The 25,522-nt window shown below is 63.4% G+C and carries 24 protein-coding genes; 9 read left to right on the top strand and 15 right to left on the bottom strand.

The window, feature by feature from the left end; translation table 11 throughout:
* Positions 1-169: 169 nt before the first annotated feature.
* Positions 170-1,843 carry a propionate catabolism operon regulatory protein PrpR gene (gene prpR / locus E2K99_RS16075; RefSeq protein WP_134222863.1) on the bottom strand — a complete coding sequence of 558 codons (1,674 nt, stop codon included), beginning with the start codon at positions 1,841-1,843 and terminating at the stop codon, positions 170-172.
* Between the two features lie 318 nt (positions 1,844-2,161).
* Between prpR and prpB the strand changes: the two genes are divergently transcribed.
* From prpB to E2K99_RS16045, 6 genes are all read left to right on the top strand, one after another.
* On the top strand, positions 2,162-3,052 hold the full coding sequence (prpB, locus tag E2K99_RS16070) for a methylisocitrate lyase (protein ID WP_134224131.1): 891 nt from the start codon (positions 2,162-2,164) through the stop codon (positions 3,050-3,052).
* 73 nt (positions 3,053-3,125) lie between these two features.
* Entirely contained in the window at positions 3,126-4,280 is a 1,155-nt protein-coding gene (prpC, locus tag E2K99_RS16065; RefSeq protein ID WP_039784877.1) for a bifunctional 2-methylcitrate synthase/citrate synthase, read from the top strand.
* 263 nt (positions 4,281-4,543) lie between these two features.
* Entirely contained in the window at positions 4,544-4,981 is a 438-nt protein-coding gene (locus E2K99_RS16060; RefSeq protein ID WP_134222862.1) for a hypothetical protein, read from the top strand.
* 320 nt (positions 4,982-5,301) lie between these two features.
* Entirely contained in the window at positions 5,302-7,188 is a 1,887-nt protein-coding gene (locus tag E2K99_RS16055) for a propionate--CoA ligase (RefSeq protein WP_134222861.1), read from the top strand.
* A gap of 112 nt (positions 7,189-7,300) precedes the next feature.
* Positions 7,301-7,804, top strand: a complete 504-nt coding sequence (locus E2K99_RS16050; RefSeq protein WP_134222860.1) for an arsinothricin resistance N-acetyltransferase ArsN1 family B — start codon at positions 7,301-7,303, stop codon at positions 7,802-7,804.
* The gene (locus tag E2K99_RS16045; protein ID WP_134224130.1) at positions 7,804-8,091 is read left to right on the top strand and encodes a hypothetical protein; all 288 of its coding nucleotides are present in this window, start codon (positions 7,804-7,806) and stop codon (positions 8,089-8,091) included. Before E2K99_RS16050 ends, E2K99_RS16045 begins: the two co-directional genes overlap by 1 nt.
* Before the next feature lie 81 nt (positions 8,092-8,172).
* On the opposite strand, the gene xth is transcribed toward E2K99_RS16045, so the two are convergent.
* The 6 genes from xth to E2K99_RS16015 all read right to left on the bottom strand — a co-directional run bounded on the left by xth (position 8,173) and on the right by E2K99_RS16015 (position 15,147).
* Positions 8,173-8,940, bottom strand: coding sequence for an exodeoxyribonuclease III (gene xth, locus E2K99_RS16040; protein WP_034330165.1), 768 nt, complete (start codon positions 8,938-8,940; stop codon positions 8,173-8,175).
* A gap of 224 nt (positions 8,941-9,164) precedes the next feature.
* The gene (locus E2K99_RS16035) at positions 9,165-9,737 is read right to left on the bottom strand and encodes an FxDxF family PEP-CTERM protein (RefSeq protein WP_134222859.1); all 573 of its coding nucleotides are present in this window, start codon (positions 9,735-9,737) and stop codon (positions 9,165-9,167) included.
* Positions 9,738-10,426: 689 nt separating this feature from the next.
* Complete coding sequence (locus E2K99_RS16030) at positions 10,427-11,194, bottom strand: MipA/OmpV family protein (RefSeq protein ID WP_134222858.1); 768 nt, start codon at positions 11,192-11,194, stop codon at positions 10,427-10,429.
* A gap of 149 nt (positions 11,195-11,343) precedes the next feature.
* Positions 11,344-12,456, bottom strand: a complete 1,113-nt coding sequence (locus tag E2K99_RS16025; RefSeq protein ID WP_134222857.1) for an alkene reductase — start codon at positions 12,454-12,456, stop codon at positions 11,344-11,346.
* Positions 12,457-12,610: 154 nt separating this feature from the next.
* Entirely contained in the window at positions 12,611-13,591 is a 981-nt protein-coding gene (locus E2K99_RS16020; protein ID WP_205703687.1) for a dienelactone hydrolase family protein, read from the bottom strand.
* A 35-nt stretch (positions 13,592-13,626) separates the two neighbouring features.
* Complete coding sequence (locus E2K99_RS16015; RefSeq protein WP_134222856.1) at positions 13,627-15,147, bottom strand: leucyl aminopeptidase; 1,521 nt, start codon at positions 15,145-15,147, stop codon at positions 13,627-13,629.
* Positions 15,148-15,301: 154 nt separating this feature from the next.
* Between E2K99_RS16015 and lptF the strand changes: the two genes are divergently transcribed.
* The 3 genes from lptF to E2K99_RS16000 are packed head-to-tail and all read left to right on the top strand — an operon-like array spanning position 15,302 to position 17,996.
* Positions 15,302-16,432 (top strand): LPS export ABC transporter permease LptF, encoded by a 1,131-nt coding sequence (gene lptF / locus E2K99_RS16010; RefSeq protein WP_134222855.1) that lies wholly within the window; start codon positions 15,302-15,304, stop codon positions 16,430-16,432.
* A 1-nt stretch (position 16,433) separates the two neighbouring features.
* A complete protein-coding gene (lptG, locus tag E2K99_RS16005; protein WP_034335073.1) occupies positions 16,434-17,564 on the top strand; it encodes an LPS export ABC transporter permease LptG in 1,131 nt (376 codons plus the stop codon).
* 48 nt (positions 17,565-17,612) lie between these two features.
* Positions 17,613-17,996 carry a sirohydrochlorin chelatase gene (locus tag E2K99_RS16000; protein WP_205703686.1) on the top strand — a complete coding sequence of 128 codons (384 nt, stop codon included), beginning with the start codon at positions 17,613-17,615 and terminating at the stop codon, positions 17,994-17,996.
* A 77-nt stretch (positions 17,997-18,073) separates the two neighbouring features.
* Here the strand turns inward: E2K99_RS16000 and E2K99_RS15995 are convergent, their stop codons facing one another.
* From E2K99_RS15995 to E2K99_RS15960, 8 genes are all read right to left on the bottom strand, one after another.
* Positions 18,074-18,445 carry a tRNA-binding protein gene (locus tag E2K99_RS15995; RefSeq protein WP_134222853.1) on the bottom strand — a complete coding sequence of 124 codons (372 nt, stop codon included), beginning with the start codon at positions 18,443-18,445 and terminating at the stop codon, positions 18,074-18,076.
* 5 nt (positions 18,446-18,450) lie between these two features.
* Positions 18,451-19,212, bottom strand: a complete 762-nt coding sequence (gene cobA / locus E2K99_RS15990; protein ID WP_121042094.1) for a uroporphyrinogen-III C-methyltransferase — start codon at positions 19,210-19,212, stop codon at positions 18,451-18,453.
* Between the two features lie 37 nt (positions 19,213-19,249).
* Positions 19,250-20,581 (bottom strand): sulfate adenylyltransferase subunit 1, encoded by a 1,332-nt coding sequence (locus E2K99_RS15985; RefSeq protein ID WP_134222852.1) that lies wholly within the window; start codon positions 20,579-20,581, stop codon positions 19,250-19,252.
* The gene (cysD, locus tag E2K99_RS15980; protein ID WP_034335061.1) at positions 20,581-21,516 is read right to left on the bottom strand and encodes a sulfate adenylyltransferase subunit CysD; all 936 of its coding nucleotides are present in this window, start codon (positions 21,514-21,516) and stop codon (positions 20,581-20,583) included. Before cysD ends, E2K99_RS15985 begins: the two co-directional genes overlap by 1 nt.
* 49 nt (positions 21,517-21,565) lie before the next feature.
* Positions 21,566-22,297: a phosphoadenylyl-sulfate reductase gene (locus E2K99_RS15975; protein ID WP_134222851.1), complete on the bottom strand. Its 732-nt coding sequence runs from the start codon at positions 22,295-22,297 to the stop codon at positions 21,566-21,568.
* Between the two features lie 30 nt (positions 22,298-22,327).
* A complete protein-coding gene (locus E2K99_RS15970) occupies positions 22,328-22,855 on the bottom strand; it encodes a DUF934 domain-containing protein (RefSeq protein WP_134222850.1) in 528 nt (175 codons plus the stop codon).
* Complete coding sequence (locus E2K99_RS15965; protein ID WP_134222849.1) at positions 22,848-24,545, bottom strand: nitrite/sulfite reductase; 1,698 nt, start codon at positions 24,543-24,545, stop codon at positions 22,848-22,850. The genes E2K99_RS15970 and E2K99_RS15965 overlap by 8 nt, the downstream gene beginning before the upstream one ends.
* 63 nt (positions 24,546-24,608) lie before the next feature.
* Complete coding sequence (locus E2K99_RS15960) at positions 24,609-25,382, bottom strand: sulfite exporter TauE/SafE family protein (protein ID WP_121042086.1); 774 nt, start codon at positions 25,380-25,382, stop codon at positions 24,609-24,611.
* Between the last annotated feature and the right edge of the window lie 140 nt (positions 25,383-25,522).

Here is a 25,522-nt window from a genome sequence, read left to right as displayed (position 1 = left end):
GGCTGTGTATGGATGGTTGTGGGCTCCCTGTGACGGCCGGGGCCGTTACAGCGGGCGAGGATAGGCGGCGCGATGCGCCACTGTCAAGGCGCAGTGCGGGGGATTATCAGGAGGCAGGACGCACACCTGATTTTGCGAAATCATTTTCTCGTTTCCCGTGCCTGCAGCCTCATGATGGCTCCCTGTTCTGCGCTTCCGTTTCCTTGAGCTTGCGCCACAAGGTCGTACGGCTGATCCCGAGATGGCGCGCAGCCGCGGCACGGTTGCCACGGAAGCGGCGCAGTGCAGCTTCAATGGCGTCAGCGTCGGGGACGATGTCGGAGGTGGTCAGCTCATGGGGTGCCACCACTTCCGCCGTGTTCGACAGCAGCGGCTGCGCCATCCCCGCCAGCTCCGGCGCCACCCGCTGGATCAGCGCGGGTGTCAGCGCCTGCAGCGGCTCTGCGGCCAGGAACAGGGCCAGCCTTTCCATCAGGTTGCGCAGCTCGCGCACGTTGCCGGGCCAGTCGTAGGCACACAGCAGCGGTGCACAGCGCAGGATCTCGGCCCCCAGGTTGGCGTGCGGCCGCGCATCCATGGCCGCCAGCGCATGCTTGAGATGCCATTCGGCCAGCGCCGCAATATCCTCGCGGCGTGCCCGCAAGGGCGGCAATTGCAAACGCAGCACGCTGAGGCGGTAATACAGGTCTGCCCGAAAACGGCCGTCGCGCACCCGCGCTTCCAGATCGCAATGGGTGGCGCTGATGATGCGCACCTGGACTGCAATGGGCCGCGTGCCGCCCACGCGCACGACTTCGCGCTCTTCCAGCACGCGCAGCAATCGCGTCTGCAGTGGCAGCGGCATCTCGCCGATTTCATCGAGCAGCAGCGTGCCGCGATGGGCCGCTTCAAAGACGCCGGCCCGTCCGCCACGGCGCGACCCGGTGAAAGCGCCTTCCTCATAACCGAACAGTTCGGATTCCAGCAGCGATTCGGCCAGCGCGCCGCAATTGATGGCCACGAAGGGGTGGGCTGCCTGGGTCTTGCCCTGCATGCGCGGATGAGCACGATGGATGGCTTGCGCCGCCAGTTCCTTGCCGGTGCCGGTCTCACCCTGGATCAATACGTTGGCCGGCGAGCGCGCAAAGAGCGTGATCGACTGGCGCACCGTTTCCATCACCTCCGAATCGCCTCGCAGATCCTTGAGGTGATGCCGTGCGCGCAGGCTGTCGGCCACCGGCAGGCTGGGGCCGCGCGTGCTTTCCAGTTGCGTCAGCCGCGCCAGTTCCAGCGCATCTTCAAAGGCCTGCCGCACCGTGGCCGAGGAGTAGAGGAAGATCCCCTGCATCCCCGCTTCCTCGGCCAGGTCGGTGATGAGCCCGGCCCCGACCACCGCCTGCACGCCGCCGGCCTTCAGTTCCTGCACTACGGCGCGCGCGTCTTCTTCGGTGGCATAGGTGCGCTGGGCGATGTCGAGTCCGAACATCTGCTGGAATTCGGTCAGGGCCGGCATCGCCTCCTGATAAGTGACCAGCCCGATGCGCGGGCTGATCTGGCGGGCACGGGCCAGTGCCTGCATCACGTCGAAGCCGCTGGCGCGCGCCACCACCACCGGCACTGGCAGGCGGCTCTTGAGATAGGCACCGTTGGAGCCGGCCGAAATCACCACATCGCAGCGCTCGCTGGCCAGGCGCTCGCGGATGGCGCGCACGGCCTCGTCGAAGCCCAGGTGTATGGGCTCGATGTCGGCCACGCCGTCGAATTCCAGCGTGATGTCGCGGAAGAGTTCGGAGAGGCGCGACACGGACACGGTCCAGATCACGGGCTTGTCGGCCTGACGGTCAGCGGGGGCGGGGCGTTTCATGGTGAGCGTTCGCAGCGTTTCAGTGAAACGTTAATGTAACACTGGTGAAACGGCCAGGGTTGCGGAACATCAACCCGGCGGAAGGCGGGTACGCCCGGAGCGCGCACCGGAAGGGAAGCCTGCCAGCCTTGTCCGGCGCTGGTTTCAGACGATATGAAGGTTTTTTCATGCCTTGCGCCATGCAATGCTGCACTGCGATGGCACGGCCGTTGCAATGGTGAACGCACATGTCGCAGGACGGGTGTGATGCAGCCCCGCGCGCCGCAGTCAGGCAATCCCGACTTTCCGTATTCCAACCTCATCGAGAAGGTGTCCACCATGGCTCTCCACTCCGCAGGCGCAGCGTTCCGCCAGGCCGTCCAGGAAGAATCCCCCTTGCAAGTCATCGGCGCGATCAACGCCAATCACGCCCTGCTGGCCAAGCGTGCCGGCTTCCGTGCGATCTACCTGTCCGGCGGCGGCGTGGCTGCGGGTTCGCTGGGCCTGCCCGACCTGGGCATCTCCAACCTGGATGACGTGCTCACCGACGTGCGCCGCATCACTGACGTGTGCGACCTGCCGCTGCTGGTGGACGTCGATACCGGATTCGGTGCCTCGGCCTTCAACGTGGCACGTACCGTCAAGTCCATGATCAAGTTCGGCGCGGCCGCCATGCACATCGAAGACCAGGTCGGCGCCAAGCGCTGCGGCCATCGTCCCAACAAGGAAATCGTCACCAAACAGGAAATGGTGGACCGCATCAAGGCCGCCGTCGATGCCCGTACCGATGAGAACTTCGTCATCATGGCGCGCACCGATGCGCTGGCGGTCGAAGGATTGGACGCCGCCATCGAGCGCGCCGTGGCCTGCGTTGAAGCCGGTGCCGACATGATCTTCCCGGAAGCCATCACCGACCTGGCCATGTACAAGCAGTTCGCCAATGCGGTGAAGGTACCGATCCTGGCCAACATCACCGAATTCGGCTCGACCCCGCTGTTCACCGTCGACGAATTGAAGGAGGCCGATGTGGGCCTGGTGCTCTATCCGCTCTCGGCCTTCCGCGCCATGAACAAGGCCGCCGAAAACGTCTACCAGGCGATTCGCCGCGACGGCACCCAGAAGAACGTGGTCGATACCATGCAGACCCGCATGGAGCTCTATGACCGCATCGATTACCACAGCTACGAGCAGCGTCTGGATGCGCTGTTTGCCCAGCAGAAGAACAAGTAAAACATTACCGCAAGACCGAATACCCCCTTCCGATAATCAGTTTCGAGCCAATACAGACTACGAGGAGAACACGATGAGCGATCAGCAAGCCCCCGGTTTCAAGCCCAAGAAATCCGTTGCCCTCTCTGGCGTGACCGCCGGCAACACCGCCCTGTGTACCGTCGGCAAGACCGGCAATGACCTGCACTACCGCGGCTACGACATCCTGGACGTGGCCGACAGCTGCGAGTTCGAGGAAATCGCTCACCTGCTGGTGCACGGCAAGCTGCCCACCGCCGCTGAACTGCGCGCTTACAAGGCCAAGCTCAAGGCCCTGCGCGGTCTGCCGGCCAACGTCAAGGCGGCGCTGGAGTGGCTGCCTGCGGCCTCGCATCCGATGGACGTGATGCGCACCGGCGTCTCGGCGCTGGGTTGCGTGCTGCCCGAGAAGGATGACCACAACACCCCCGGCGCGCGCGACATCGCTGACCGCCTGATGGCGTCGCTCGGTTCCATGCTGCTGTACTGGTACCACTACAGCCACAATGGCAACCGCATCGAAGTCGAGACCGATGACGATTCCATCGGCGCGCACTTCCTGCACCTGCTGCACGGCGAGAAGCCTTCCGACGCCTGGGAGAAGGCCATGCACACCTCGCTGATCCTGTACGCGGAACACGAATTCAACGCCTCCACCTTCACCGGCCGCGTCATCGCCGGCACCGGCTCGGACATGTATTCGGCCATCACCGGTGCCATCGGCGCGCTGCGCGGCCCCAAGCACGGCGGCGCCAATGAAGTGGCCTTCGAGATCCAGAAGCGCTACGACAACCCCGACGAAGCCGAGGCCGACATCCGCCGCCGCGTCGAGAACAAGGAAGTGGTGATCGGTTTCGGCCACCCGGTCTATACCATCTCCGACCCGCGCAACAAGGTCATCAAGGAAGTGGCGCGCAAGCTCTCCAAGGAAGCCGGTTCGACCAAGATGTTCGACATCGCCGAACGCCTGGAAACGGTCATGTGGGACATCAAGAAGATGTTCCCCAACCTGGACTGGTTCTCGGCCGTGTCCTACCACATGATGGGCGTACCGACCGCGATGTTCACGCCGCTGTTCGTCATTGCCCGCACCTCGGGCTGGGCGGCGCACATCATCGAACAGCGCATCGACAACAAGATCATCCGCCCCTCGGCCAACTACGTGGGACCGGAAGACCTGAAGTTCGTGCCGATCAGCAAGCGCAAGTAAGACCAAGCAAGACGAAGTGCCCGCGCAGTTGAGTCATCAGCGGATGGCGCGGGCATGAGGGGCAAGAGAGGGAGAGGGAGCAGCAAGAAGAAGGAAGCGGCGGCTGGCGCGTGTCGGCCGCCGCATTCCCCGGGACAGTGGCAGTGCGCAGGCAGATTTGTAACAAGCGTTACATGTGGTCGAGTCAGATGCAATAACTTGCTAAGATGCGGTCGGATCTTTTTCGCCCCCGCGTCCACCCCTGACTCTCCATGGATCATCCGATGATTGCTGCCATCGTTTCCCGCCGTCTTTCTGCATTGCCCCTGACTTCCCTTGTACTGGCCGGTGCCGTGGCTGTTGCCCTGTCCGCCTGTTCTTCCACGCCCGTGCCGGTCACCGAGACCAAGCCGGTGCTGCCGCAGCTGCTGCAGTCGCCCGCCGCCACACAGCCGAGCTGGGCCACGCAATTGAAGACCGGTGCCTTCAGCTGCGAGATGGGCAACAAGGTCGAAATCCGCATGGATGGCCGCGTAACCGATGGCGTCACGCTGGTGTGGAAGGGCAGCAGCTACATGATGAACCCGGTCAGCACCTCGACCGGTGCAGTGCGTCTGGAGAACAAGGGCGAAGGCCTGGTGTGGATCCAGATCCCGTCGAAGTCCATGCTGCTCAATTCCAAGATCGGGCAGCAGCTGGCCAACGACTGCCGCACGCGCTGACAATGCAGCGCCGCGCCGTCGTGCAGGTCTGACGTCGGCGCGTTCTTTCCACCTCGTATTTCCTCCTCCCTTGTCATGCCGATGGCGTCTCGCTGTCGGCATCGCTCCTGCTTGATTTGAATCATCGAAGATCGCTGATGCAAGCGGCGGATTCAGCCCCTCGTAAGATTCAGGTGCAAGACTGGTTTTGTCGTCGCATGAGGGCCACGCATGGCAAACAGGTTTTTGCCCATGCACCAGAGCCACGCGACCATCGGCCTGCAAGCCACGCTGCGCAAGGCCGACAGCGGTTTTCAATTCGAGAGACATGAGGAGACGTCATGCAATACGAGGATTTCTATCGCCGTTCCATCGAGCAGCCTGAAGCCTATTGGGCAGAAGAAGCGCAGCGCATTCATTGGGACAAACCGTTCACCCGCACGCTCGATTATTCCCGCGCACCGTTTGCGCGCTGGTTCATCGGCGGCACCACCAATCTTTGTCACAACGCGGTGGATCGCCATCTGGGCGAGCGGCCGCATCAGGCGGCGCTGATCGCCATCTCCACCGAGACCAACACCGAACGCGTCTACGACTTCGCCGAGCTGCATCGCGAAGTGCAGGCCATGGCCGCCACCATGCTGTCGCTGGGCGTGCGGCGCGGCGACCGCGTGCTGATCTACATGCCGATGATCGCCGAGGCGGTCTTCGCCATGCTGGCCTGCGCCCGTATTGGCGCGGTGCATTCGGTGGTGTTCGGCGGCTTTGCCTCCAACAGCCTGGCCTCGCGCATCGATGATGCGCAGCCGACCCTGATCGTCTCGGCAGATGCCGGTTCGCGTGGCGGCAAGGTGATTCCGTACAAGGGTTTGCTCGACGAAGCAATCAACCTGGCGCAGCACAAGGCGCAGAAGGTCTTGCTGGTGGATCGCGGTCTGGCGGAGATGGCGCGCACGGCGCAACGCGACGTCGACTACGCGCCCTTGCGTGAACAACACCTGGACCAGCCGGTGCCGGTGGCCTGGCTGGAATCGAATGAAACCAGTTACGTGCTCTATACCTCCGGCACCACCGGCAAGCCCAAGGGCGTGCAGCGTGACGTGGGCGGCTATGCCGTAGCGCTGGCCTCGTCCATGCAGCACATCTTCTGCGGCAAGCCGGGCGAGACTTATTTCTGCACCTCCGATATTGGCTGGGTAGTGGGCCATTCCTACATCGTCTACGGGCCGCTCATTGCGGGCATGGCGACGGTGCTTTATGAAGGCTTGCCGATCCGGCCCGATGCGGGCATCTGGTGGAGCATCGTCGAGAAATACAAGGTCACGCGCATGTTCTCCGCACCGACGGCCATCCGCGTGCTGAAGAAACAGCCGGCCGAATGCATGGAGCGCTACGACACGTCTTCGCTCAAGGCCCTTTATCTGGCCGGCGAGCCGCTGGATGAAACGACGTCGAGCTGGATCTCGGGCGCGCTGAAGGTGCCGGTCATCGACAACTACTGGCAGACCGAATCGGGCTGGCCCATCATCTCGATTGCCAAGGGCATCAGCGACAAGCCCACGCGCCTGGGCAGTCCCGGGGTGCCGATGCCGGGCTATCGGCTGGCCATCCTGAACGAAGCGACCGGCGAGCCTTGCGCGGCTGACGAGAAGGGCGTGGTGGCCATTGAAGGCCCGCTGCCGCCGGGCTGCATGCAGACCGTCTATGGCGACGATGAGCGCTTCGTCAACACCTACTGGCGCAGCCTGCCGCGCGAGGTCTACTCGACCTTCGACTGGGGCATCAGGGACCAGGACGGTTACTACTTCATCCTGGGCCGCACCGATGACGTCATCAACGTGGCTGGCCATCGGCTGGGCACGCGCGAAATCGAGGAGAGCATCTCCAGCCATCCCAACGTGTCCGAAGTGGCCGTGGTCGGCGTGGAAGACAAGCTCAAGGGACAAGTCGCGATTGCCTTCGCCATTCCCAAGCAGGCCGATGCGATTGCCACGCCCGAGGGGCGCCGTGCGCTGGAAGCGGAAATCATGGGCGTGGTGGACAAGCAGATCGGCGCAGTGGGCCGCCCGGCGCGGGTGTTTTTCGTCAGCGGCTTGCCCAAGACGCGCTCGGGCAAGCTCCTGCGCCGGGCCATCCAGTCCATCTGCGAAGGACGCGATCCGGGCGACCTGCCCACCATCGAGGATCCGGCGGCGCTGGAGCAGGTGCGGGCGGTCATCAAGGACTGACTCGCAATTCCCTCATGAAGGCACGGCGTCCCTGCAGCGGAGCAGGGACGCCGTGCCTGGCGTAATTTGGTTACACTGACGGCTTTCGCTTTTCCACGATTGCGTCCCGCCCATGTCGCCCTCCATCCGCCCGGCCACCGCTGCCGATGCTCCCGCCCTCTGCGGCATCTACAACCATTACGTGCAGACCACCGTGATCAGCTTCGAGACCGAAGCGGTCAGCGTCGAGACCATGGCCGCGCGCATTGCCGATGTGCAGGCTGATTTCCCCTGGCTGGTCTTTGAAGAGCAGGGCGAGGTGCTGGGCTATGCCTATGCCAGCAAGTGGAAGCCGCGTGCGGCTTACCGGCACTCGGTGGAGAGCTCGGTCTACCTGCGCCACGATGCCGGTGGGCGCGGCATCGGCAAGCAGCTTTATCGCGAACTGATTGCGCAGTTGAAGCTCCTGGGCGTGCATCTGGTCATCGGGGGCATTGCCCAGCCCAACCCGGCCAGCGTGGCGCTGCATGAGAGCGTGGGCTTCGTGGCCTGTGGCGTCTTTACGGAAGTGGGTTACAAGATGGGACGCTGGATCGACGTGGGATACTGGCAACTCAAACTGCAAGAGGCCCAATGATGAGATCGACCCGAGCCGCCAGCGCCATCGAGCGCCTGAACGAACGTACCGAATCGCGCGAGTACTCCATGCTGCGCACCTCCGATGAACGTTTCATCCTGACCCGGCGCGTGGCCGGGCAGCCGCTGGAGAAGCTCAACGAGGCCATGGAGCTGGATGATTTCGTGCGCTTCGTCAACGCCCAGGGACCGCAGAAGGCCAAGCGCGTGAGCAAGCTGGATGTGCAGTTCGAGAAGAACATGCGCAACAAGAAGGAACAAACGCCACCTGAAGGTGGCGTTGAATAGTCTCTGGTACGCGCTTCAATGAAAAACGGCAAATGATATAAATCATTTGCCGTTTTTTTTATGTCTGGCGGCGTGGGCGCTTCAGTCTGCGAGGGTGGCGATCACCGGTGCGTGATCCGAGGGTTGTTCCCACTTGCGCGGGACCTTGTCGATCACGCAGGCGGTGCAGCGCGGCACCAGTTCTTCGGACAGCAGGATGTGGTCGATGCGCAGGCCGCGGTTGAGGCGGAAGCCCATCTGGCGGTAGTCCCACCAGCTGTACATCTTTTCCGGTTGTTCGAAGAGGCGATAGGAATCCGTCAGGCCCAGGGCCTGCAGCTTGCGGAAGGCTTCACGTTCCGGTTCGGAGACCAGCACCTGCCCTTGCCAGGCCACCGGGTCGTGCACGTCGCGGTCTTCGGGGGCGATGTTGTAGTCGCCCAGCAGGGCCAGGCGCGGGTTCTTCGCCTTTTCCTGGGCCAGCCATTCGTGCAGGGCGGCCAGCCAGCTGAGCTTGTAGGGATACTTTTCGGATTCCAGCGACTGGCCGTTGGGAATGTAGGCACAGACATAGCGCACGCCTTCGATGGTGGCGGCGATGATGCGCTGCTGTTCGTCGGGGAAGAGCGGGTTGTTCTTGACCACGTCGTTCATCGGATGGCGCGAGAGGATGGCCACGCCGTTGTAGGTTTTCTGGCCCGAGAACTCGACCAGATAGCCGGCGGCGGCGATCTCGGCGGCAGGGAACTTGTCGTCGGTCAGTTTGGTTTCCTGCAGGCAGAGCACGTCGACCGGGTTTTCTTCCAGCCATTTCAGCACTTGCGGCAGGCGGACCTTGAGGGAGTTGACGTTCCAGGTGGCGATTTTCATGGGGACAATGCAGTGGTGAATCGGAGGCGGGCCGTGCGCATCATGGCCGATGCGTCGTGGACAACGGGCGACATCTTACCGCATTCACCAAGGCGGCAGGTTGGACGAGGTCGGCCGAGACCGAAGACTTCCCCCAAAACAGAAGGGGAAGGCCCTCGCAGACATTCCCCTTCGTTGTGCCATTGCCGGCCCGCAATACGGGCCAAGCAATCAGATCCCGAGCATTACGCCGGCATCATCTGCGCATTCATCTGCGCCTTGTCACTCTTGTCACCCGCCTTGCGACGACGATAGGCCGCGAAGCCGATCAGGCCCAGGCCGCCGATCATCATGGCGGTGGTCGAGGCTTCCGGGACCGGTGCCACGCTGATGTTGCCGGCGAAGCTGCCGCCCGCCGAGCCCAGCACGGTGCCGGCCACCGACAGGGTGTACAGGCCGGAAGTCAGGCCATTGGTGCGCAGGCTGAAGATCTGCAGGTCACCGCCGGACAGTTGGGTGCCGGTGTAGGTCTGGCCGTTGCCGCTCAGGGTGAAGCTGCTGATGCCCACGCGCGAGAGGCCGTCCAGGGCGATCGACACCAGGGCCGAGGAAACCGACGCGCCGGCACCGCCGATGTTGAAGGTGAAGTTCTCCAGGAAGGTCTGGCCAGTGGTGCCATCGCCGAAGCGGGCGTTGAAGGTCGACGTGGCGTCGGTCCACACCAGCGTGCGCGTACGCTCCAGGTCCGCGGCGCCAGCCGAGGATGCCATGGCGACGAATGCGGACGCGACAAGGAAACTGCTCAACAGTTTTTTCATAAAAGACCTCTTTCCAGTTCGATTGATTGGTGGGTATTCGATTGGTATTTGATTGCGAAAGCACTGCAAGGGGGATAGCGATCCGACAGGTTTTTTTATTGGTGTTGGCGAGGCCGGAATCCTGTCTCTGTTTGTGATATTTGTTCATCGAGACGGAGTGAGAATAATGGAAAAATGCTAACGTTAGCAATAAATTATTACGCTTTTCCTGTCTCTCCTGTTGTGATGTAGGAATCCATGAAGCCGTGCCGGTAAAGGGTTTCCGACGAAGTATGGATTCTCTTGAGGCAATTAATTTGGATGCGGAAACTAAGTTTTTAGGGAAACATGAACTCCTTCTCATGAGCTGAAAAACAGGACGAAATTTGCGTCAGAAAAAGTGACGCATGAACATATTCGGGAACTATTTACGCAAGGGAAGCGCGGCCGTAATGCTCAGGATCACGCGAAAAAATTCGCAAGGAAGTCCAGCTCATCCGTAGAGAAAAAGTGCGCTGTGCGCAGAGCGCGCTTAAGCGGAACTTGACGGCCCTTGACTACACCACAGCGCGGGTGCAGTAGCGGCAAGCGAGGACATCAGAAGACAACGAAGAGAAGAAGAGAAGAAGAAAAATCGGGAGAGCAGGTACGGCAGCGCCGCTACCTGAAGCCGGGCAACGCGCCGGCTTCGGGCAGGGAGGAGAAGTGGCTTACTTGAAGCGATAGCTGACCGCCACGATGGCGGTGTCATCGGTGTGACGGCGCACCAGCGGACTGTCGGCCACCGCGTTGTCCAGCCATTTGCGGCGCAGGTGCAGGTTGAGGTGCCAGTCGCCGGTCAACGGGACATCGGCGGCCAGGCCCAGGGTCGGGCTGGTGGAGGCACCGGCGCTGTACTGGCGCAGGCCGCTGGCGGCCGCTTCGCTGGAAGTGACGCCGACGAAGTAATCGTTGTAGCTGCCGCTGCGGTATTCGACGCCGAGCTGCGGATAGAGGGTCACCGGACCCAGGTCGATCTGGGCCGCATAGATGGCCTCGGCCAGGGTGCCATGCGACTTGTTGAAGTCACGGAAGACGTTGAGGAAGAAACCGCCGATGGGCGTTTCCTGATAGGTGCCGATGCCGAGCGGAATCGGATCCGAACGGCGCTGCAGGCCCCGCTGGGCATCGAAACCGTCCAGGCTCACGCGCCCGGCCAGTTCCAGATAGCCGTAGCCCATGCGCACCGTCTTGACGCCGAAGGTGTCGAGCCGGGCAAAGAAGCGCCCGTAGTCGGCATAGGCATAGGGCAGGACGTGGTTGCTGCGGTCGGCATCGGGGTCGTTGCGGTCGACGCGGTAGACGCCTGCGCCGATGTCACCGGTGAGACGGTCCTGCAGTTGCAGGGGATCGGACGTGGCGGTCGCGGGAGCGGCTTGCTGAGCCAGAACGGGGAGGGCGCAGCAGGCCAGCGTGAGCATGGCGAGTATATTTTTCATGATGGGCAGTGGTGTGGAGGCAAGCGGCATTGTAGCGGTCAGCGGGTCGCTGCGGCGTCCGCTCACGAAAATGGCCTGCCGCGCAGGCAGGCCATGGCTGTCATGGGCAATTACCGCCGGACGCAGGCGGCCCGGCACAGTTCATTGCATCAGGACTGCTGCAGGGTCGGGTAGTCGGTATAGCCTTCCGCACCGCCGCCATAGAGCGTGGCCTGGTTGATCTCGGCCAGCGGTGCGCCGGCCTTGAAGCGTTCCACCAGATCCGGATTGGCGATCCACGGGCGGCCGAAGGCGACCAGGTCGGCCAGATTGCGGTCGCGTGCCTTCACGGCCATCTCCAGGTCATAGCCATTGTTGGCGATGTAGATGCCCTTGAAGAGATCGCGCAGGATCTGCAGGTCGAAGCCACCTTCGACTTCGCGCGGGCCGCCGGTAGCACCCTCCACCACGTGCAGGTAGACCAGCTTGTAGCGGTTCATCTGCTCCACCACATAGCTGAAGAGGGCCTTGGGATCGCTGTCGGCGATGTCATTGGCCGGACTGATGGGCGACAGGCGGATGCCCACGCGCTCGCTGGGGATCACCGAAGTCACCGCTTCCACCACTTCCAGCAGCAGGCGGGCACGGTTCTCGATGCTGCCGCCGTAGTTGTCGGTGCGCTGGTTGGTCTTGTCACGCAGGAACTGGTCCAGCAGGTAGCCGTTGGCGGCGTGGATTTCCACACCATCGAATCCTGCCTGCAGGGAAAGTTGCGCAGCGATCTTGTATTGCTCGACGATGGCGGGCAGTTCAGAGGCATCCAGTGCGCGCGGTTCCACGAAGGGCTTGAAACCGCTCTCGGTGAAGGCATTGCCTTCCGGCTTGATGGCCGACGGCGCGACCGGCAGCGCGTTGCCCGGCTGCAGGTCAGGGTGCGAGATGCGGCCCACGTGCCACAGCTGCAGGAAGATGCGGCCGCCCTTGGCGTGGACGGCGTCGGTGATCTTCTTCCAGCCGGCCACGTGCGATTCGTTGTAGATGCCCGGGGTCCAGGCGTAGCCCTTGCCCTGTGGCGAGATCTGGGTGGCCTCGGCGATGATCAGGCCGGCACCGGCGCGCTGCGCATAGTATTCGGCTGCCAGTTCGGTGGGCACGTCGCCCGCCTTGGCACGGCTGCGGGTGAGCGGCGCCATGACGATGCGGTTCTGCAATTGCACCGCACCCAGTTGCATGGGCTTGAAGAGGTCACTGTGAAGATGGGCATTGGTATTGGCGTTGGTCATGCTGATCCTTTCTTGTTGGCATTCGTTGGGATGAACTGCGTCGACCTTGCTACCGACCACGGCGGGGGCGGCAGTGTTCCGGAAAAAGTTCACAGTCTAGAGGGGAACGCGCAGCCTTGCAGGCGGTCGCTGCGGCTTTGCTGGTCAGCAATGTTCAGCGTGAGACCTGGTCCAGCCAGGGCCCCAGGCGGGTCTGCGCATCCTGGCGCGCAGCACGGTTGGCCTCGACCGACTGGCGTGCACGGCCCGGGTCGTCGAAGTCATGCGTGGCTCCCGCATAGAGCGTCACCACCGGCGGCGGTGCCTGGCGCAGGCGGATGGACTGGCGCAGGACGCGCTCGCAGGTCAGCGGCGAGACTTCCTCGTCGGCGCTGCCCAGCAGCACCTGCATCGGTTTGTCGAACTCGGGGTGGGACGACAGCAGGGCCTGCTTGCCGCATCCCGGATAGAACACCAGCGCGGCGGCGAAGGAGGGCGCATCGCCCGCCGGCCGCGCAGCCTGGCGCTGCATCACGTTCAGTGCCGTGCTGCCGCCATTGGACCAGCCTTGCAGCATGATGCGGCGGACATCGACTTCGCTGCGCGTGGCCAGCCATTGCAGCGCTCCTTCCGCGTCCAGCGGCCGAACGGTGAGTTCATTGACGGCGGCGCGTTCGGGCGCGCCATGCGTATGTCGGCCAAAGCCGTGGGCCACGCCGCGCGGCCCGAAACTGTCCACCAGCAGGACCACGTAGCCGCGTGCCAGCCAATAGCGCGTCCAGTCCAGATGGCGTGCCGTCAGCGTGCTGGCATCGCAGGGCGAGGGGATGGCCGGGCCGATCTGCGTGCAGGCCGCATTGACGCGGGAGGAATACAGGCCGGCGCGCCCGTGCAACAGCACGATGGCCGGATGCGGGCCGGCACCGAAGGGATCGTAGAGATAGCCGGTGAGGGTGGTTTTACCGTCAGATGAAGGAAAACGCACGGTCTGCGCGGGCGGCATCGGCGCGTCTTGCGCCATGGCCGTTACCGGCAGGATCAGTCCAGGGCTGGCCACCAGCAGTAAAAAGATGAAAAAAAAACACCGCAACACGGCGTGCTGCGGTGGTCTTGCCAGGGCGGCGTCAGGGGACGTCTGCGACAAGAGGGCGGTCATGGCGTGGCCGGTTCCGTCTCCGTGTCGCAGGCCCATCAGGCGCGTGCCGACTTGGCGCGCGCCTGGTTGAGCAGCCAGGTGGTCAGCAGCGGCACCGGGCGGCCGGTGGCGCCCTTGGCCGCGCCGCTCTTCCAGGCGGTGCCGGCGATGTCCAGGTGGGCCCAGGTGTACTTGCGGGTGAAGCGCTCCAGGAAGCAGGCTGCCGTCACGCTGCCGCCGGGCTGGCCGCCGATGTTGGCGATGTCGGCGAAGTTGGACTTCAACTGTTCCTGGTAGGCATCCTGGATCGGCATGCGCCAGGCGGTGTCGCCGCTTTCCTTGCCGGCCGCCAGCAGGGCGTTGGCCAGCTGGTCGTGGGTGTCATCCTCGCGGGTGAACAGGCCCGTGTTGTGATGGCCCAGGGCCACCACGCAGGCACCGGTCAGGGTGGCGATGTCGACCACGGCAGCCGGCTTGAAGCGTTCCACATAGGTCAGCGCGTCGCACAGGATCAGGCGGCCTTCGGCGTCCGTGTTGAGGACTTCGATGGTCTGGCCGGACATCGAGGTGACGATGTCACCCGGCTTGGTGGCGCGGCCCGAGGGCATGTTTTCGCAGGTCGGGATGACGCCGATGACGTTCAGCTTCAGGCCCAGTTCGGCGATGGTACGGAAGGTCCCCAGCACCGAGGCGGCACCGCACATGTCGTACTTCATCTCGTCCATGTTCAGGCCCGGCTTGAGCGAAATGCCGCCGGTGTCGAAGGTGATGCCCTTGCCGACCAGCACCACCGGTGCATCCTTGGCCTTGCCGCCCAGGTGCTTCAGGACGATGAACTTGGGCGGCTGGTCGCTGCCGTTGGTGACCGACAGGAAGCTGCCCATCTTGAGCGCTTCGAGCTGCTTGCGCTCCAGCACTTCCACGCCCAGCTTGAATTCCTTGGCCAGCTTCTTGGCGGTCGTGGCCAGGTAGGTCGGGGTACAGACGTTGCCGGGCAGGTTGCCCAGTTCCTTGGTCAGCGCCATGCCGTTGGCCAGCGCCACGGCCTCGCCCAGGGCGGCCTTGGCGGCAGCGCCTTGCTCGGCGGCGACCAGCAGGGTGATCTTCCTGACGCCGGTGGGGGCCGGATCCTTCTTGCTCTTCATCGTGTCGGAACGATAGACGGCGTCACGGCCGGCCAGCACCACGGTGCGGATGGCCCAGTCCAGGCCACGGCCCTTGATGGCGTCGAAGGGCAGGGCCAGGGCGGCGTCGTCACAGCCCAGGGTGGCCAGTGCGCGCACCAGGGCGCCGCTGGCGGCGGCGAAGTTCTTGTCCGCGGCCTCGTCTTCGTTGCCCAGTCCCAGCAGCACGATGCGTTCGGCGGCGATGCCGGTCACGCCGCGCAGCAGCAGGGTCGAGCCCGGCTTGCCGGAAATGTCGCCCGACTTCAGCGCGGCGCTGATGGCGCCCAGCTTGTCGAGGGCGCCGGCGGCCTTGGACAGCTTGCGGTTTTCATAGATGCCAACGACCAGTGCGCCGGTCTTTACGCCCGTCAAGGCGTTTTTTGCGTCCAATGTTTTTGTGCTAAAGTCCATCGTTCGTCCTTTATATGAATTACTTGGCGATTATAGAGCCCATTTCGTCGCGACGCGCGCATGAGTTCTGTCAGGTGAGCCAGCCTCGGACACGATGCCGGGCACCGGCCATCCCTACAACGATCCCGACACCAGAAACCAAGCCAGCATTCCCATGATTTTCCAACGCGCCCTACGACGCGAACTGACCAGCACCGCAGGTGGGGTCTTCACTACGCTGTTCACCATCACGCTGACGGTGATGCTGATCAAGATCCTCGGCCAGGCCGCAGGCGGCCAGGTTGCGTCGCAAGACGTGCTGGCCCTGATCGGCTTCCAGTCGCTGAACTACATGCCCATCATCCTGATCCTCACCGGTTTCATCTCGGTGCTGCTGGTGATGACGCGCAGTTACCAGGATTCCGAGATCGTGGTCTGGTTCGCCTGCGGCATGTCGCTCACGCGCTGGATCGCGCCGGTGATTCGCTTCGGCTGGCCCATCGTGGCCCTGGTGGCGACGCTGTCCTTCGTGGTGACGCCCTGGGCCAACGAACAGAGCAGCGAATACCGCAGCCGCTTCGAACAGCGCGAGGACATCGCCCGCGTCTCTCCCGGCAAGTTCCAGGAGTCGGCGGCGGCCAACCGGATCTTCTTCGTCGAGGGTATTTCCGGCGATGCCTCCAAGGTGCGCAACATCTTCGTCAACACCATCAACGCCGATGGCAAGAACAGCGTGGTCGTCGCCAAGGAAGGCGAGACCCAGATCGATGCCGATGGCGAGAAGTTCGTGGTCATGAACAAGGGCCGCCGTTACGATGGCTCGCCCAGCCTGCCGGATTTCCAGATTGTCGATTTCGAACGCTATGGCCTGCTGATCGGCAACCAGTCGCAGAGCGCCGCCGGCGAACGCTCAGCGCGCGCCTTGCAGATGAAGGAACTGCTGGCCAAGCAGGACGGCTATGCGCGCGGCGAACTGCTGTGGCGCATCGCCCTGCCGCTGATGGCGCTGGCGCTGATGCTGCTGGCCATTCCGCTGTCCTTCGTGAACCCGCGCGCCGGCCGTTCGCTGGGGCTGCTGGTGGCCTTGCTGCTGTTCGTCGTCTACTCCAATACGGTCAGCGTGTTCCAGGCTTCGGTGGCGCAGCAGCGCATGAGTTTCGTGATGGCCTGGTGGCCGGTCCACCTGATCGTGGTGGCGCTGATCGTGGGCATGTTCGTCCTGCGCCTGAACATCAATCATCCCTATCACCCATCCCGGATGTGGAGCCGAGTGCGCCGCGCCCTGACGTTCAAGCGCGAGGCCTGAGATGAGAGTCATCCAACGTTACTTCACTGCCGAGATCACCCGCTCGGTGCTGTTCGCACTGGCGGCCTTCCTGGCGCTGTTCGCCTTCTTCGAGATGATGGGCCAGCTGGAGCAGGTCGGCCGCAATGGCTACAAGCTGCAGCAGGCGGTGTTCTATGTGCTCATGGGCTTGCCCGGCAATGTCTATGAACTGATGCCGACGGCGGTGCTGATCGGCACCATCTACACGCTCTCGCAACTGGCGGCGCGCTCGGAATTCACCATCATGCGCGTCTCCAGCATGTCCACCGGCATGGCGGCCAAGGTGCTGCTGCGCATCGGTGTGGGCTTTGCGGTGCTGACCATCGTGTTCGGCGAGCTGATCGCGCCCAAGGCGTCCGAGTGGGCCGAAAAGCTCAAGCTGCAGGCGCAGGGGGCATCGATGTCTTCGCAGTTCCGCTCGGGCATGTGGGCCAAGGACGTCATCAAGGACAACGGCCTGGAAGGCAACGTCACCGGCAGCCGCTTCATCAACATCCAGACCGTGCAACCGGATGGCCGCATCGAAGGCGTCAAGCTGTACGAGCTCGATACCGACTTCCACATGGCGCGCATGGTTGTGGCCAAGGATGGCATCTACGAGGGCAATCATCAGTGGGTGCTCAACGACGTGGTGCAATCGGACTTCGTCGGCGGCAAGGACCGCAAGATCACCGAGCCGGTCAAGACCGTGAAGCTGCCGCAGCTGAAGCTGGTGTCGGAAGTGACGCCGGAAATCCTCTCGGTGCTCTTCGCCGATCCGGACCGCATGTCGGCTTATGACCTGCTGGCCTACACCAAGCATTTGGAAGCCAACAATCAGCGCACCGACCGTTACGAAATCGCGTTCTGGAAGAAGATCGTCTATCCGCTGTCGATCTTCGTGATGCTGGCGCTGGCCTTGCCGTTTGCCTACCTGCATTTCCGTGCCGGTGGCGTGAGCCTGAAGATCTTCACCGGCATCATGATCGGCGTCTGCTTCCAGCTCATCAACAGCCTGTTCTCCCATCTGGGTCTGCTCAATACCTGGCCGGCCTTCATGACCGCGGCCTTGCCCAGCCTGCTGTTCATGGTGCTGGCCATTGGCGCGCTGTGGTGGGTGGAGCGGACCTGAGTTCGTCCTGCGATTTCGTTTATTTAGCCTGAAAGACTGCTGCACATCATGAGCCAAGCCACCTCCCAAAGCCTGATCCTGTTCGCCCACGGCGCTCGCGACCCTGCCTGGGCTGCGCCTTTCGAGCGCCTGCGCGCGCTGACGCAGGCGGCCATGCCGGGGACCAGCGTGGAGCTGGCCTTTCTGGAACTGATGCAGCCGGACCTGCCGACCGTGGCGGCGCGGCAGATTGCCGCCGGCAGCCGGCGCGTGACCGTCATTCCGGTGTTCCTGGGGCAGGGCGGCCACGTTCGCCGTGATCTGCCGGAACTGCTGGAGCAATTGCGCCAGGCGCATCCGGGTGTGGACGTGCGCACCGTCGCTGCAGTTGGCGAGGATGAGGCGGTGTTGAAGGCGATTGCGGCGTATTGCGTGGGGACGGTCAATAGCTGATCCGGCGGTCAGCACTCCTGGATGCGACGATGGCCCGGAAACGGGCCATCTTTTTTTTGGGGGGGGCCGTGAGCCCTTCAGAACAGGCGAGCGCCGTTGGGCACGGCCTGGTCGGGCTTGAACAACACCACCTCGCCCTGGGCGTCAGGAAAGCCCAGCGTCAGGACTTCCGACATGAACTTGCCGATCTGGCGCGGCGGGAAATTCACTACCGCCGCCACCTGACGGCCGACCAACTGCTCCGGCGTGTAGTGGGTGGTGATCTGGGCGCTGCTCTGGCGCACGCCGATGCCCGGGCCGAAATCGATCCTCAGTTTGAACGCAGGCTTGCGTGCTTCAGGGAAGGCGTCTGCGGCGATGATGGTGCCGATGCGGATATCGACCTTGAGGAAGGCCTCGAAATCGATGGCAGCAGCTGCAGGGGCGGCAGGGTCGTGGAGCAGGTGCATGAGCTTCAGTCCCGATCCGCCAGCGCCGGCCCGATCATCACCAGCACCGGCCCGCTGCAGGCTTGCAGTCCGGCCTCCAGACCGGCCAGTTGCAGATGGTAGATGTGCTCGTCAGGACGGCTGCAGTTCTCCACCACTACGACCGGCGTATCGGGCGCATGGCCCAAAGCCAGCAAGCGCTGCGCCGTGGCCGTGGCTTCGCGTCCGCCCATGTACTGCACCAGCGTATCGCCATTGGGCATGCGCACTTCATCCGGCTCGTCCACGCCCGTGCTGGAGGTGAACAGCGAGACGCTGCGCGCAATCCCGCGCCGTGTGAGCGGACGCTTGGCGGCCGAGGCGGCAGCCAGTGCGGCAGTAATGCCGGGGACGATTTCGTAAGGGATGTGGTTGGCTTCAAGCGCCCGCATCTCTTCATCGGCACGGCCGAAGAGCATGGGGTCGCCGCCTTTGAGGCGTACTACGCGGCGGTACTGCTGCGCGGCTTCGACCAGCTTCTGGTTGATCACCGGCTGGGCCGTGGAGCGCTGGCCGCTGCGCTTGCCCACCGACACCTGCACGGCTTGCGGACACAGTGCCAGGATTTCTTCGGTGACCAGGGCATCGTGCAGCACGATGTCGGCCTGCGCCAGCAGGCGTGCGGCGCGTACCGTCAACAGGTCAGCGGCCCCGGGGCCGGAGCCGATCAGCCACACCATGCCCGGATGCTCCGGGCTGGGGGCGGGTGAATCGGAAGAAGGTGAAGTCGCTGCCTGTTGGGTGGCCATGGCCTGGTCGAAGAGACGATTGCGGATCGAAGGAAATTCAGTCGATCCGAATCATACCAGCGGCCACCGTCTGGTGGCTCACTTCGTCGATCAGGATGAAGGCGCCAGTGGCACGGATGTCCTGGTAGGCATCGGCCGCGATGGGCTGCTGCACGTTCACGCTGATGCGGGCGATGTCATTGAGCTTGAGCGTATCGGCGGGACGGCGTTCCTGGGTGTTGATGTCCAGCAGCGTATCGACCTTGGCCACGCGCGCGGCCACCTGCTTGGTGGTGTGCTTGAGCCAGTACTTGCGGCGCAGGTCCAGCGGTTCTTCGGAGAGCCAGCAGACATCCGCGTTGATGGTCTTCAGGATGGTGGACGGCTGTGCCTCGGCGGCCAACAGGTCGCCGCGCGAGATGTCCAGGTATTCGTCCAGCAGGAGGGTCACTGACTGGCCGGCCGTGGCCGATTCCAGTGAACCGTCCAGGGTCTGGATGTCCTTGACGGTGGCACTCTGGCCGCTGGGCAGCACTACCAGCTTGTCGCCCTTGGCCACCTTGCCGGCTTCGATGCGACCCATGTAGCCGCGGAAGTCATTGGCTTCATGGCCGTTGTGGCGCGCCACCAGCTGCACCGGGAAGCGGAAGGCTTCTTCGTGCGCATCTTCATAGACCGACAGCGACTCCAGCAAGGTGATCAGCGTCGGGCCCTGGTACCAGGGCATGCGGGCGCTGGCTTCCACCACGTTGTCGCCGGCCAGCGCCGACAGCGGAATGGCGTGGACGTCTTTCAAGCCCAGTTGCTGCGCGAACTGCTGGTAAGCGCCAACGATGCGGTCATAGACGGTCTGGTCGTAGTCCACCAGGTCCATCTTGTTGACGGCCACGATCACGTGCTGGATCTGCAGCAGGTGGGCGATGGTGGAGTGGCGCTTGGTCTGGGTCAGCAGTTCCACGCTGCCATCCTCGCCCAGCTTCACCTTGGACACGTCCACCAGGATGATCACGGCGTCGGCAGTCGAGGCACCGGTCACCATGTTGCGGGTGTACTGCTCATGGCCCGGGGTGTCGGCGATGATGAACTTGCGCTTGGGGGTGGCGAAGTAGCGATAGGCCACGTCGATGGTGATGCCTTGCTCGCGCTCGGCTTCCAGGCCATCGGTGAGCAGCGACAGGTCCACCGTGTCGCCCACGGTACGCTTGTGCTTGGCGCGCGAGATGGCGTCGAGCTGGTCGGCGAAGATGCCCTTGCTGTCGAACAGCAGGCGGCCGATCAGGGTGCTCTTGCCATCGTCCACGGAACCGGCGGTGATGAAGCGCAGCAGGCCGCGTTCGTGCGGTTGCGCGGAGGCCTGGGCCAGTTGTGCTTGGGTTGCGGCGGCGTTCATCAGAAATATCCTTCCTTCTTGCGTTTTTCCATCGAGGCTTCGGACGTCTGGTCGTCCATGCGGGTCGCGCCGCGCTCGGTAATCTGGGTCACTGCGGTCTCGGCGATGATGGCTTCCACCGAAGCGGCATCGGAAGACACCGGGCAGGTGCAGGAGATGTCGCCCACCGTGCGGAAGCGCACGACCTGCTTCTCCACGGTCTCGCCTTCGCGCGCCGGGGTGAGGTCGGTGAGCGGCACCAGCAGGCCATTGCGCGGGATCACCTCGCGCTCATGGGCGAAGTAGATCGAGGGCAGGGCCAGCTTTTCGCGGGCGATGTACTGCCACACGTCCAGCTCGGTCCAGTTCGAGATGGGGAAGACGCGCATGTTCTCGCCCGGATGCACGCGGGTGTTATACAGGTCCCACAGCTCGGGGCGCTGGGCCTTGGGGTTCCATTGGCCGAATTCGTCGCGGAAGGAAAAGATGCGTTCCTTGGCGCGGGCTTTTTCTTCATCACGGCGCGCGCCGCCGATACAGGCGTCGAACTTGAATTCTTCGATGGTTTCCAGCAGCGTCACGGCTTGCGCGGCGTTGCGCGAATCGGTTTGCGGATTGCGCAGGCGCACGGTGCCGCGCTTGATCGAATCTTCCACCGAACGCACCACTAGGCGCTCGCCCAGTTCAGCGGCGCGGCGGTCACGGAATTCGATGACTTCCGGGAAGTTGTGCCCGGTGTCGATGTGCACCAGCGGGAAGGGGAATTTGCCGGGGCGGAAGGCCTTCTCGGCGATGCGCAGCAACACTACCGAGTCCTTGCCGCCGGAGAACAGCAGCGCCGGGTTGCTGCACTCGGCCGCGACCTCGCGCATGATGTGGATGGCTTCCGATTCCAGCCAGTCGAGGTGACGGTTGCTGGCGTTGTCCAAAAAGAGGGTGTCTACCGCAGTGTTCATGCCGGACCTTCCGATGCGTTGCTTGTTGTTGCTTTGATTGAATTCTGGTTCAGCTCGCTGCATGCGCCTTGATGCGCACCAGCTTGCCGTCGACCACGTGCAGGCCGCATTCCTTGGAGTCGGGGTTCTCCCACCACCAGCGACCGGCGCGGATATCTTCACCGGGCTGGATGGCGCGGGTACAGGGCTCGCAGCCGATGGACGGATAACCCTGGTCGTGCAGCGGGTTGTAGGGCACGTCGTTGGCGCGGATGTAGTCCCACACGTCCTGTTCCGACCAGTCGGCCAGGGGGTTGAACTTCTCCATGCCGTGGGCTTCGTCCCGTTCCTGCACGTGCAGCTCGGCCCGCGTGACCGATTGCGCGCGGCGCTGGCCGGTGACCCACGAAGCCTTGCCCTGCAGGGCGCGATTGAGCGGCTCCATCTTGCGGATGTGGCAGCACTCCTTGCGCAGTTCCACGCTGTCGTAGAAGGCGTTGGCGCCGTTCTTCTGCACGTAGGCTTCCACCGCTTCAGGCTGGGGACGATAGGGCGCGACCTCGTAATCGTAGGCCTCGCGGATGCGGTCCAGCATGCCTACGGTTTCCTTGTGCAGGCGGCCGGTTTCCAGGGTGAAGATGCTGATGCGATCCTGCAGCTGGCCGCGCAGGATCAGGTCGGTCAGCACCATGTCTTCGGCCGCCAGGCTGGAGGCCAGCGCCGCCGGGGCGTACTCGGCGGCGATGCGTTCCAGCGTGGCCTGGGTCTTGGCGATGAGTTCTTGCAAGCCTGGGGTAGCCATGGGCTGTCCTTCCTTCTTCACGATCGCGCCTCAGTCGGCGGTTTGCACGGTTTCGCGCTTGACGCGGCGGAACAGCGGGTTCTTCTCGTCCCAGGAGGTCTGGTACTTCTCGGAGAAGTCGGTCAGGCCCTTGACGGCATCGTGGATGTTCTTGTCGGCACGCACGGCGAAGGCGTCGAAGCCCACGCGCTGCATGTAGAACAACTGGTCGCGCAGCACGTCGCCGATGGCGCGCAGCTCGCCGGTGTAGCCCAGGCGGGCGCGCAGGTTGTAAGCGATGGAATAGCCACGGCCATCGGCGAACTTGGGGAAGTCCACGGCGACGAGCTTGAAGCTGTCCAGCTGGCCCTTCAGTTCTTCCGGACGTTCATCGCTGGCCAGCCAGACGCCGATCTCGGCGCGCGACTTCAGGGCCTCGCCCTGGGCCTGCCATACCTTCAGCGGCACGATCACGCGGCCTTGCGGCACGCTCACGGTTTCTGCGGTCTCGCCTTCAGCCAGGCGCAGGACGGTCCAGTCGTCGCTGACGACGGTTTTGTTCTTGATGATTTCAGGCATTTGCGTCTTCTCCTGCGACATACTCGGCCGAACGGATCGGCGTTGCGTAAACGAACTCCTTGAACGGGGTCACACCGATGCGGCGCACGGTGTCGATGAAGCGTTCTTCCTCGGTGCGCTGCTTGACGTACACCTGCAGCAGGCGGTCGATCACGGTCGGCATCTGGGTGGCCGAGAACGAGGGGCCGATGATTTTGCCGATCGAGGACTCGTTGCCCTGGGCGCCGCCCAGCGACACCTGGTACCACTCGGAACCATCCTTGTCCACGCCCAGGATGCCGATATTGCCCACGTGGTGGTGGCCGCAGGCGTTGATGCAACCGGAGATGTTCAGTTCGATGTCGCCGATGTCATGCTGGAAGTCGATGTTCTCGAATTTCTCGGCGATGGCCTGGGCGATCGGGATCGACTTGGCATTGGCCAGCGAGCAGAAGTCGCCGCCGGGGCAGCAGATGATGTCGGTCAAGAGGCCGATGTTGGGCGTAGCCAGGCCATGCGACTTGGCTGCCTTCCACAGCGCATACAGTTCGGATTGTTTGACGTCGGCCAGCACCAGGTTCTGTTCGTGGGTCACGCGCAGTTCGCCGAAGCTGTACTGGTCGGCCAGGTCGGCCACGAAGTTCATCTGGTCGGCGGTGATGTCGCCCGGCGGCACGCCCGGCTTCTTCAGCGACAGCAGCACGGCTGCATAGCCGGCCTTCTTGTGCGCCTTGACGTTGCGCTTGATCCAGTTGGCGAAACCACGGTCTTCAGCCTTCAGGCGTTCATATTCCGCATCCACGGCCGGCAGGGTTTCGTAGGCCGGATCGGTGAAGAACTTGGCCACGCGCTGCAGTTCTTCTTCGGTCAGGGTGGAAGGGCCATCCTTGATCTCGGCCCATTCTTCTTCCACCTGGCGCGCGAACTCCTCGGGGCCGATGGCTTTGACCAGGATCTTGATGCGCGCCTTGTACATGTTGTCGCGGCGGCCGTACTGGTTGTAGACGCGCAGGATCGCTTCCAGATAGGACATGGCGTGCTTCCAGGGCAGGAAGTCACGGATCACGCTGCCCAGGATGGGGGTGCGGCCCATGCCGCCGCCCACCAGCACGCGGAAGCCCACTTCGCCGGCTTCATTCTTGATGACGTGCAGGCCGATGTCATGTACCGCGGTCGCGGCGCGGTCTTCGGCAGCGCCGCTGATGGCGATCTTGAACTTGCGCGGCAGATAGGCGAACTCGGGGTGGAAGGTGCTCCACTCGCGGATCAGTTCGGCGTAGGGGCGCGGATCGACGATTTCGTCGGCGGCCACACCGGCCAGTTCGTCCGAGGTGGTGTTGCGGATGCAGTTGCCGGAAGTCTGGATGGCGTGCATTTCCACGCTGGCCAGCTGTTCCAGGATTTCAGGCGACTCTTCCAGCTTGATCCAGTTGAACTGGATGTTCTGGCGGGTGGTGAAGTGACCATAGCCGCGGTCGTACTTGACGGCGATCTCGGCGAACTTGCGCAGTTGATTGGAGGCCAGCATGCCGTAGGGAATGGCGATGCGCAGCATGTAGGCATGGCGTTGCAGGTAGAGCCCGTTCTGCAGACGCAGGATGCGGAATTCGTCTTCGGCCAGCTCATCGGACAGGCGCCGACGCACCTGGTCCCGGTATTGTGCGACTCGCTCTTTGACGATCAGGTGATCGTATTGGTCATAGCGGTACATCTTGTCTTCCCTGTTAACGTCTTATGGGCGACCGGATCAGGGTGCGCCCGATTGAAAATGAGCCTACCAAATCAGCTTGACTGCAACGCTCGTCAGCGTAATGGCCAGCAGGCCGCGCAAGAATTTCTCCGGCACCGCTCGCGCAGCGAGCGATCCGATGGTGATGCCCGGCACCGATCCCAGCAACAAGGTCGCCAGCAGTTCCCAGTTGATCGAACCCAGCCACCAGTGTCCCAGCGCCGCAATCGCGGTCAGCGGCACGGCATAGGCAATGTCGGTGCCGGCAATCTCCGCCGGAGACAGGCGAGGATACAGCAACACGAGCAAGGTGGCGCCGACGGCACCGGCACCGATGGAAGATATCGTCACCAGCGTGCCCAGCAGGGCACCGGCGGCGATGGTGGCGTTGGCGAGCGTGGCACCCTGCAGCTGGCGTTGCGGATGGGCATTGAGCCAGGCTTGCATGCGTGCGCGGAACAGCAGGGCCACCACGGTCAGGAACACCGAGATCGCGATCGAATAACGGATGGTCAGGGCGATGCCGTCGCTGACGGCGCCGAAATGCTTGAGCAGCAGGGTGGTCACCAGCGCAGCGGGCAGGGCGCCATAGGACAGGCGGCGCACCACATCCCAGCGCACCGTACCCTTGAATCGGTGGGCCAGGGTGCCGGCGGTCTTGGTCGCGGAGGCAAAGGCCAGGTCGGTGCCCACGGCCACCGAGGGATGAATGCCGAACAGCAAGGTCAGCAGCGGTGTCATGAGCGAGCCGCCACCGACCCCGGTCAGTCCGACCAGCAGTCCTACGGCAAATCCGCTTACTACATAAGAAACAGTCATAACACCTCGCCCATTAGTCTGCGAATCGTAATAAACTTATGTTTCAAACCAAACTACATAGTATTTATTTGCTTATATACGCCTTTGGCATATGGAAATGCGGCAAATGAAGCAGGCATGGCTGGCGCCGGGCGCCGCCC

It is taken from the genome of Herbaspirillum huttiense, assembly GCF_004367745.1.
Classification (GTDB): domain Bacteria; phylum Pseudomonadota; class Gammaproteobacteria; order Burkholderiales; family Burkholderiaceae_D; genus Herbaspirillum; species Herbaspirillum huttiense.
Note: the sequence above shows the minus strand (reverse complement) of the source record. Positions and strands in the feature narration are given on the sequence as shown.